Here is a 6,437-nt window from a genome sequence, read left to right on the forward strand (position 1 = left end):
GCGTGATGGCCTGCGGCGCATCGTTCGTGTGCAGCGTCGAGAAGACGACGTGCCCGGTGAGCGCGGCCTCGACTGCGATCTGCGCCGTCTCGAGATCGCGGATCTCCCCCACCAGGATCATGTCGGGGTCCTGGCGCAGGATGCTGCGCAGGCAGCGGGCGTAGGTGAGTTCGATCTCGTCGTTGATCTGGATCTGCACGATCCCGTCGAGGTCGTATTCGACCGGATCCTCGGTCGTGATGATCTTGCGGCCCGGCTCGTTGGCGGTGTTGAGCGCCGAGTAGAGCGTCGTCGTCTTGCCGGAGCCGGTGGGGCCGGTCACCAGGATGATGCCGTGTGGCTGCGCAATCAGCTGTTTGAAGCGTTTGAGCACGGCGCCTTGCATGCCCACGGCTTCCAGGGTGAGTTTGCTTTCGCTCTTGTCGAGCAGGCGCAACACCGCGCGTTCGCCGTGCGCGCTGGGCAGGGTGGAGACGCGCACATCAACGGCGCGGGTGCCGATGCGCAAGGAAATGCGGCCATCTTGCGGCAGGCGCTTTTCCGAGATATCGAGCTCGGCCATGATTTTCAGGCGCGAGATCAAGGCCGCGTGCAAGGCGCGGTTGGGCTGCACGACTTCGCGCAGCGTGCCGTCGACCCGAAAGCGCACGCTCGAATGCCGCTCGTAGGGCTCGATGTGGATGTCGCTGGCGCCGTCGCGCGCCGCCTGCGTGAGCAACGCGTTGAGCATGCGGATGATGGGCGCGTCGTCGGCGGTCTCCAGCAAGTCTTCAATCGCGGGCAGGTCCTGCATCATGCGCGAGAGATCGACATCGCTTTGCACCTCGCTCACCACCGCCGCCGCGCTGGATTCGCCCTGGGCGTAGGCCGCGCTGATGCGTTGCGCCAAGACCTCGCCGGCTTCCCACTGCAGTTCGCGCACGTCGTGCATGCGCAGGATTTCAGACAGGGCCGAGAGCTTGCGCGTTTGCACGCCCGGATCGCTCACGGCCGTGCTGCTGCCCATCAGGGTCAGGGCTTCGCCGTCGTCTTCCAGCAGCCAGAGGTGTTCGCGCGCAAAGGCGTAGGGCAGCGGGTATTTCATCGCCGGGCTCAGGGCTGTTTGGGTGCCACGGGATCGGGTTGTGCGGGCAGCAAGGCGCCGGGTGCGCGCTGCGGCGGCAACACCGGCGCTTCGTTCACGTCCAGCACGCTGCTGGGTTTGGGCTGCAATTCCTTTTGGGCCGAGCGCATGAGTTCGTAGCGGTCCAGCGAGAGGTTGCTGGTTTCGCGCGCGTCGCGCACCACCACCGGGCGCAAGAACACCATCAAATTGGTCTTCTTGCGGCTGCGGGTCTCGCTTTTGAACAGGTTGCCAAACAGCGGCACATCGCCCAGGCCGGGTACCTTGTCCTGGTTGCCGGCGTATTCGTCTTGCAGCAGGCCGCCCAGCACCACAATGGCGCCGTCGTCCACCAGCACAGACGATTCGATCGTGCGCTTGTTGGTGATGAGGCCGGTGCTGGAATTGATGGAGGAGGCCTGCACGCTGCTGACCTCCTGGAAGATGGTCAGCTTGATGGTGCCGTTTTCGCTGATCTGCGGCTTCACGCGCAGGGTGATGCCCACGTCTTTGCGCTCGATGGTCTGGAACGGATTGACCGAGCCTTCGTTGCTGCCGGTGTTGGTGAACTGGCCGGTGACAAAGGGCACGTTCTGGCCGATCACGATCTTGGCTTCTTCGTTGTCCAGCGTCAGCAGATTGGGCGTGGACAAGATATTGCCTTCGCCGTTTTGCTGTAGAAAGCGGGCCAGAAAGCCCAGGAAGTACACGCCGTTCTTTTGCGCCACTGCACCGATGTTGAGGCCGGCGCCCGGCGTCACGGTGCCCGAGGCCGCGCCCGTGGCCAAGTTGATGATGTTGTTGCCGCCCGTGCCGAAATTGGTGCCGAGCAAGCCGATGACGCTGTTGCCGGCCCGGCCCAAGGGGCCTTGCCACTGGATGCCGAACTCGGCCGCTGTGTCGGCGTTGACTTCGGCGATCAGGCTTTCCACGTAGACCTGGGCGCGTCGTGCATCGAGCTGGTCGATCACGGCGCGCAACTGGCGGTACTGGGGCTCGGGCGCGGTGATGATGAGCGAATTGGTGGCCGGGTCGGCCTGGATCTGGCCCCCGGTGGACGGTGCGGCGCTGGCGGCCACGGATGTGGTGGCCGGGTTGCCTGCTGTCGCGGGGCGGGCCGCTGTGGTGCCTGACGAGGCCCCGCCACCGCCGTCGCCCGACATGGCCGCGCGCAGCGTGGTCGCCAGCGACACGGCGTCGGCGTTTTTCAGATAGACCACATGGATGTTGCCGCTGGCCGACTCGGAAGTCGGCTGGTCCAGCTTGGCCACCAGCGAGCGCACCAGGGCCAGGCGCGCCGGGTTGGCCGCGCGGATCACCAAGGTGTTGCTGCGTGGCTCGGCCACGATGGTGGTCTTGTACGAGGTGTCGGCCTGGGCCGCACCGCCCGCGCCGGCCACCGGTTCGATCAGCTTTTGCACCAGGGCCACCAGATCGCTGGCCACCGCGTATTGCAGCGGGATGATTTCCACGTCGGTGGCACCCGATACGTCCAGCGCCGCGATGATGCGGCCGATGCGCTGCAGGTTGTCGGTGTAGTCGGTGATGATCAGCGAGTTGTTGCCGGGGTTGACGTTGATGGTGTTGTTGGGCCCGATCAGCGGGCGCAGCACCGGCACCAGGTTGTTGGCGGCCTCGTGGTTGAGGCGGAAGATCTGGGTCACGATCTGGTTGGTGGACGCGAGCTGGTTCACGGGCCCGGCGTTGACCGGGTTGCCCTGCAGTTTGGCGTCGGCCTCGGGCACGATTTTGTAGAGGCCACCGGTGTCCACCAGCGCAAAACCCTGCAAACGCAGCGCCGCGCCAAACTGGTTGAGCGCCACGGCGGGCGGCACGGGCCGGTCGGTGGCGAGGTTCATCGTGCCTTTGACCCGGGGGTCCACCACCACGTTGCGACCGGTGATGGTGGCCATGGTGCGCGCCACCGCTTCGATGTCGGCACCCACAAAATTGAGCAGCACCGGTTCGCCGCCCCGGCTTTGTGCGAAGGCGGTGTGCAAGGAGCTGGCGCCGGCCAGGCCCAGGCAGCCAGCGAATACCAGCGTTTTGAGCCAGGGCAGGTTCTGCGCGCCGAGCGCCCGTGGACGGCGCTCAAAGCTGGCAGGGATGGGGGTCGGTTTCATGGGGTGATCCTATCGCGAACGCTGTTTTCAGCATCAGCCGATGTTGAAGAGGGAGCGCAGGCCTTGCCGCCGCCCCAGAATATTGAGCAGATTGGAGAGCGCGGGTTCGCGCTCGGGTGTGGCAACGGCCTCACCCTGGAAGCGCAGGCGCCCACCCACCCATTGGCCCGAGCCCTGCAATTGCAGGTCGCCGCGCAGCGTGCTCAAGGCCAGGTTGGCGGTGTGGCCATCGGGGGCGGCTTGCAGGTCGAGCCGGTAGCTGCCCAGGGGGCGCAGCGTGGACACGCGCGAGGCGATGTCCAGCGCGTCCAGCACCAACGTGCCTTGCAGCTGCGCCCGGCCCTGGTTCCAGTGCAGGTTGAAACCCGGAGTTTGCAGCGCCAGCCGCCCTTCGATGCGCAAGGTGTTCCAGGGCGTGCCCAGGCCGCTGAGCAGTTCGGCCGGCCAGGCGCTTTCGAGCGCGGCCACGCGCAGTTCCATCTGGCCCAGACCCGGCAGCAGCAACAGATCGAAGGGCTGCGTTGTGCAACAGGGCGCCAGCAATTGCACACCCAGCGCCGGTTGGCCCGAGGCCCAGCGCGGCGACAACGCCCACTGCAGGCCTTGGGGCAAGGCGGTCTGGGTGCGGCTGCCCTGGCCGCCGGTGAACAGCACATCGGCCTGTCCATGCCAGACCGTGCCGCGCGCATTCACCAATTGCAGCTGGCCTTCGGTCGCCGCGTCGATGGCTTGCGCCAGCCAGCGGGCCGGCGCAAATACCAGCAGCGCGACCAGCAGCCCGGCGGCAATGCCCAGCCAGGCCCAGCGGTTTGACCCAGTGTCTTGCATGGTTCAGTTCCCCGTGCCCAGACCGGGGCCGGCCAGCACCAGGGTGCCGTTCCAGCCGCCGTTGGCCTCGGCGCTGCGGGTGAGCTGGGCTTCCATGGGCATGAGGCGGGCGTTGATGCGCGCCTGCGACAACCATTGGGCCAGCGCCTCGGGGGCAGTGCCTTTGAGCGTGAGTGTGGCGCGGTCGCCCAGCACCGTCAGCTGGGCTGTAGCCCCGAGCGCGGTGGTGGCCTGCTCCAGCGCGCGCAGCGCCTCGTCGCGGCTGGGGGGCTGGGTGGTGTTTTCACCGCGCAGGGCATCGGCGGTGGCGGCCAGACGCCGCATCTGGCTGAGCTGGCTGTCGAGCTTGGCATGCCGCTCGGGCGCCTGGCGCAGCGTGCCCAGGGCGGGGGCCACCAACCACCACCAGAGCAGACCCAGACCGACCACCCACAGGGCAAGCCGGGTGGCGCGCTGTTCGCGTGGCGACAGGCGTTCAAATGCCGCCGACAAGGGTGCGGTGAAACGGGTTTTCATGGGCGGTGTTTTCATAGCGAACCCGGTCGCAAGCTGAGTTGCTCGCCTTCCAGCTGCGCTTGCCAGCCCTTGTTTTGCAAGGCTTGTTGCAGGGTCTGGAGTCCGGTGTCGCCGGGTGGCCAGCCTTTGAAGCGGCCTTCACCGGTGCTGAACTGGATGGACCCGGGCGCCACCGGTGCGTCCGGGGCGCGGTCCAGGGCGGCGAGCATGGTCTCGAGGTCGCTCGCGGTGAGCGCGCCACCGGCTTTTTGCATGCGGGCCAGTTCGCGTTGCATTTGCACCGGCGCATCCAGCACCAGGGTGATTTGCGGAAAACTCTGGCGCAGGGTTTGCTGGATCGCCTGCTCCTTGGCTTTCAATGCGCCGCGCTCGTGCCAGGCGGCGGCGTTCAGGCCAGCCAGTTGGACGGCCACCAGCGCGGTCAGCCCCCAGCGCGCGGGGCGCCAGGCGGGTGCGCTGCGCAGTTGGCGAAACAGCTGCCGCCAGCGTTGCCCGCGCCGTGCGCCCGAAGACAGGCTGAAGTCGAACTGGGCCAGGTTCCAGTCCGATTGGGCGCAGCGCAGCAACCAGTCGGCCAAGGGCAAGGGCTCGAAGTTTTCATTCAAGGCGTGTTCGGCCAGCGCGACCACGCTGGGGTCGGCCAGGTAACGGTCGGCGCCGCCCGCAGCGGCTACCACCGGCGCAATGGCACGGCTCGGCAGCGCGCCAGACGCGGTGGGCAGCAGCGAAGACAGGGTGGATTCGCCGCTGCGGCTGCTCACGTTTTCGCGCAAGGGGGTGAGGCTGACGCCGAAGACGCTGGCGGTGGCCAGCCAGGCCTGGTCCGACGCTTCGTGGGCCCAGTGCAAGGATTCCAGTGGTGTGGTGTCGGTCAGCGGCTCGGTCTGCATCAGCGGCCAGATGGCGGGCACGATGCGCGAAACGGGTCGGCCCGCGGTCTCCAGCACCTGCAACCAGTTGCGCAGCCAGGCCTTGTCGCAGGCGGCGATCCAGGCCGTCTGGCCGGAGCGTCCGCCCGGCTGCAGCGCAAAGTGCAGCTCGGCGCAGTCGGCCAGGACGCGGTCTTCCAGCATGCCGTCGAGCACCGCACGCAGGCGCGCGCTGGCGACCTTGGGCAGGGTGAGGCGGTGCCAGGACACGGCGCGCGGCGGCAGCACCAGCACCACGTCGTCGTCGCGCGGTAGCAGCGACACCGCACACTGGCCGTGTTCGCTCGCTTGCAGTCCGTTCGGAGAACGGACCCAACTGAGGCTGGCGGTCGCATCCGCGGGACTCGAGGTGGAAAATTCCGGAGGGGTGAGGATCAGCACGTGGGCGTTGGGGGCGGGTGTGGATGGAGGTGGTCGTCGTGGTGGGCTGCGTAGGGGCACGACCCGCCCATTCTAGATAGCCTGTGGGTGGCGCGGGCGGTTTCCCTTCTGACAGGGAGGCTCAGGGCAGGGCTCCCCGTTCGCGCCAGACGGTGCTGACATCGAGGTTGTTGCGCACCACCACGGAACGTTCTTCGATCACCGCGTCGTCCAGCCGCAGGCGCCCGCGCACCTCAAAGTAGCGGCTGCGCACCTCGTGTTGCTGGTCGTTGATCAGGTCTTTGACCGCCGGAATCACCTGGCCCGCGTCGGACAGGCTTTTGAAGGGGTTGCGCTCGCGCTCGGTCACCATTTGACGCGCCTGTGACATGTCCATACCCGGCACGCTGACCATGATGGCCAGCGCGTCGGCCGTGTTCAGGTTGAGCTTGGTGCGTTCGGGCAAGACCGTCACGTAGGGCTCCAGGGTTTTCAGGCTGGTCTTGCTGATGCCCAGCCAGCGCAACTGCGACAGCTTTTGCGGCACCAGCGCGGTCTTGGAGGGCAGCGGGTCGGTGA

At 67.2% G+C, this 6,437-nt stretch carries 6 protein-coding genes; all 6 read right to left on the bottom strand.

All coding sequences use genetic code 11. From position 1 onward, the window contains the following. On the bottom strand, nt 1-1,084 hold a 1,084-nt coding region (locus tag ABYB95_RS14655), incomplete at its 3' end, for a GspE/PulE family protein (RefSeq protein ID WP_372659308.1). A gap of 8 nt (nt 1,085-1,092) precedes the next feature. Beyond that, complete coding sequence (gspD, locus tag ABYB95_RS14660) at nt 1,093-3,225, bottom strand: type II secretion system secretin GspD (RefSeq protein ID WP_372659310.1); 2,133 nt, start codon at nt 3,223-3,225, stop codon at nt 1,093-1,095. A 33-nt stretch (nt 3,226-3,258) separates the two neighbouring features. Then, nucleotides 3,259-4,053 carry a type II secretion system protein N gene (gene gspN, locus ABYB95_RS14665; protein WP_372659311.1) on the bottom strand — a complete coding sequence of 265 codons (795 nt, stop codon included), beginning with the start codon at nt 4,051-4,053 and terminating at the stop codon, nt 3,259-3,261. 3 nt (nt 4,054-4,056) lie between these two features. Continuing rightward, nucleotides 4,057-4,584 (bottom strand): type II secretion system protein GspM, encoded by a 528-nt coding sequence (gene gspM, locus ABYB95_RS14670; RefSeq protein WP_372659312.1) that lies wholly within the window; start codon nt 4,582-4,584, stop codon nt 4,057-4,059. Continuing rightward, nucleotides 4,581-5,879, bottom strand: a complete 1,299-nt coding sequence (gene gspL / locus ABYB95_RS14675) for a type II secretion system protein GspL (protein WP_372659313.1) — start codon at nt 5,877-5,879, stop codon at nt 4,581-4,583. Before gspL ends, gspM begins: the two co-directional genes overlap by 4 nt. 121 nt (nt 5,880-6,000) lie before the next feature. Continuing rightward, the coding region (locus ABYB95_RS14680; RefSeq protein ID WP_372659314.1) for a type II secretion system protein GspK at nt 6,001-6,437 on the bottom strand (437 nt) is incomplete at its 5' end.

It is taken from the genome of Hydrogenophaga sp., assembly GCF_041633695.1.
Classification (GTDB): Bacteria; Pseudomonadota; Gammaproteobacteria; order Burkholderiales; family Burkholderiaceae_C; genus Hydrogenophaga.

What these genes read in the sequence shown, in the direction of transcription:
- gspD (WP_372659310.1), bottom strand. Translation starts at nt 3,225, where the DNA reads ATGAAACCGACCCCCATCCCTGCCAGCTTTGAGCGCCGTCCACGGGCG.
- gspN (WP_372659311.1), bottom strand. Translation starts at nt 4,053, where the DNA reads ATGCAAGACACTGGGTCAAACCGCTGGGCCTGGCTGGGCATTGCCGCC.
- gspM (WP_372659312.1), bottom strand. Translation starts at nt 4,584, where the DNA reads ATGAAAACACCGCCCATGAAAACCCGTTTCACCGCACCCTTGTCGGCG.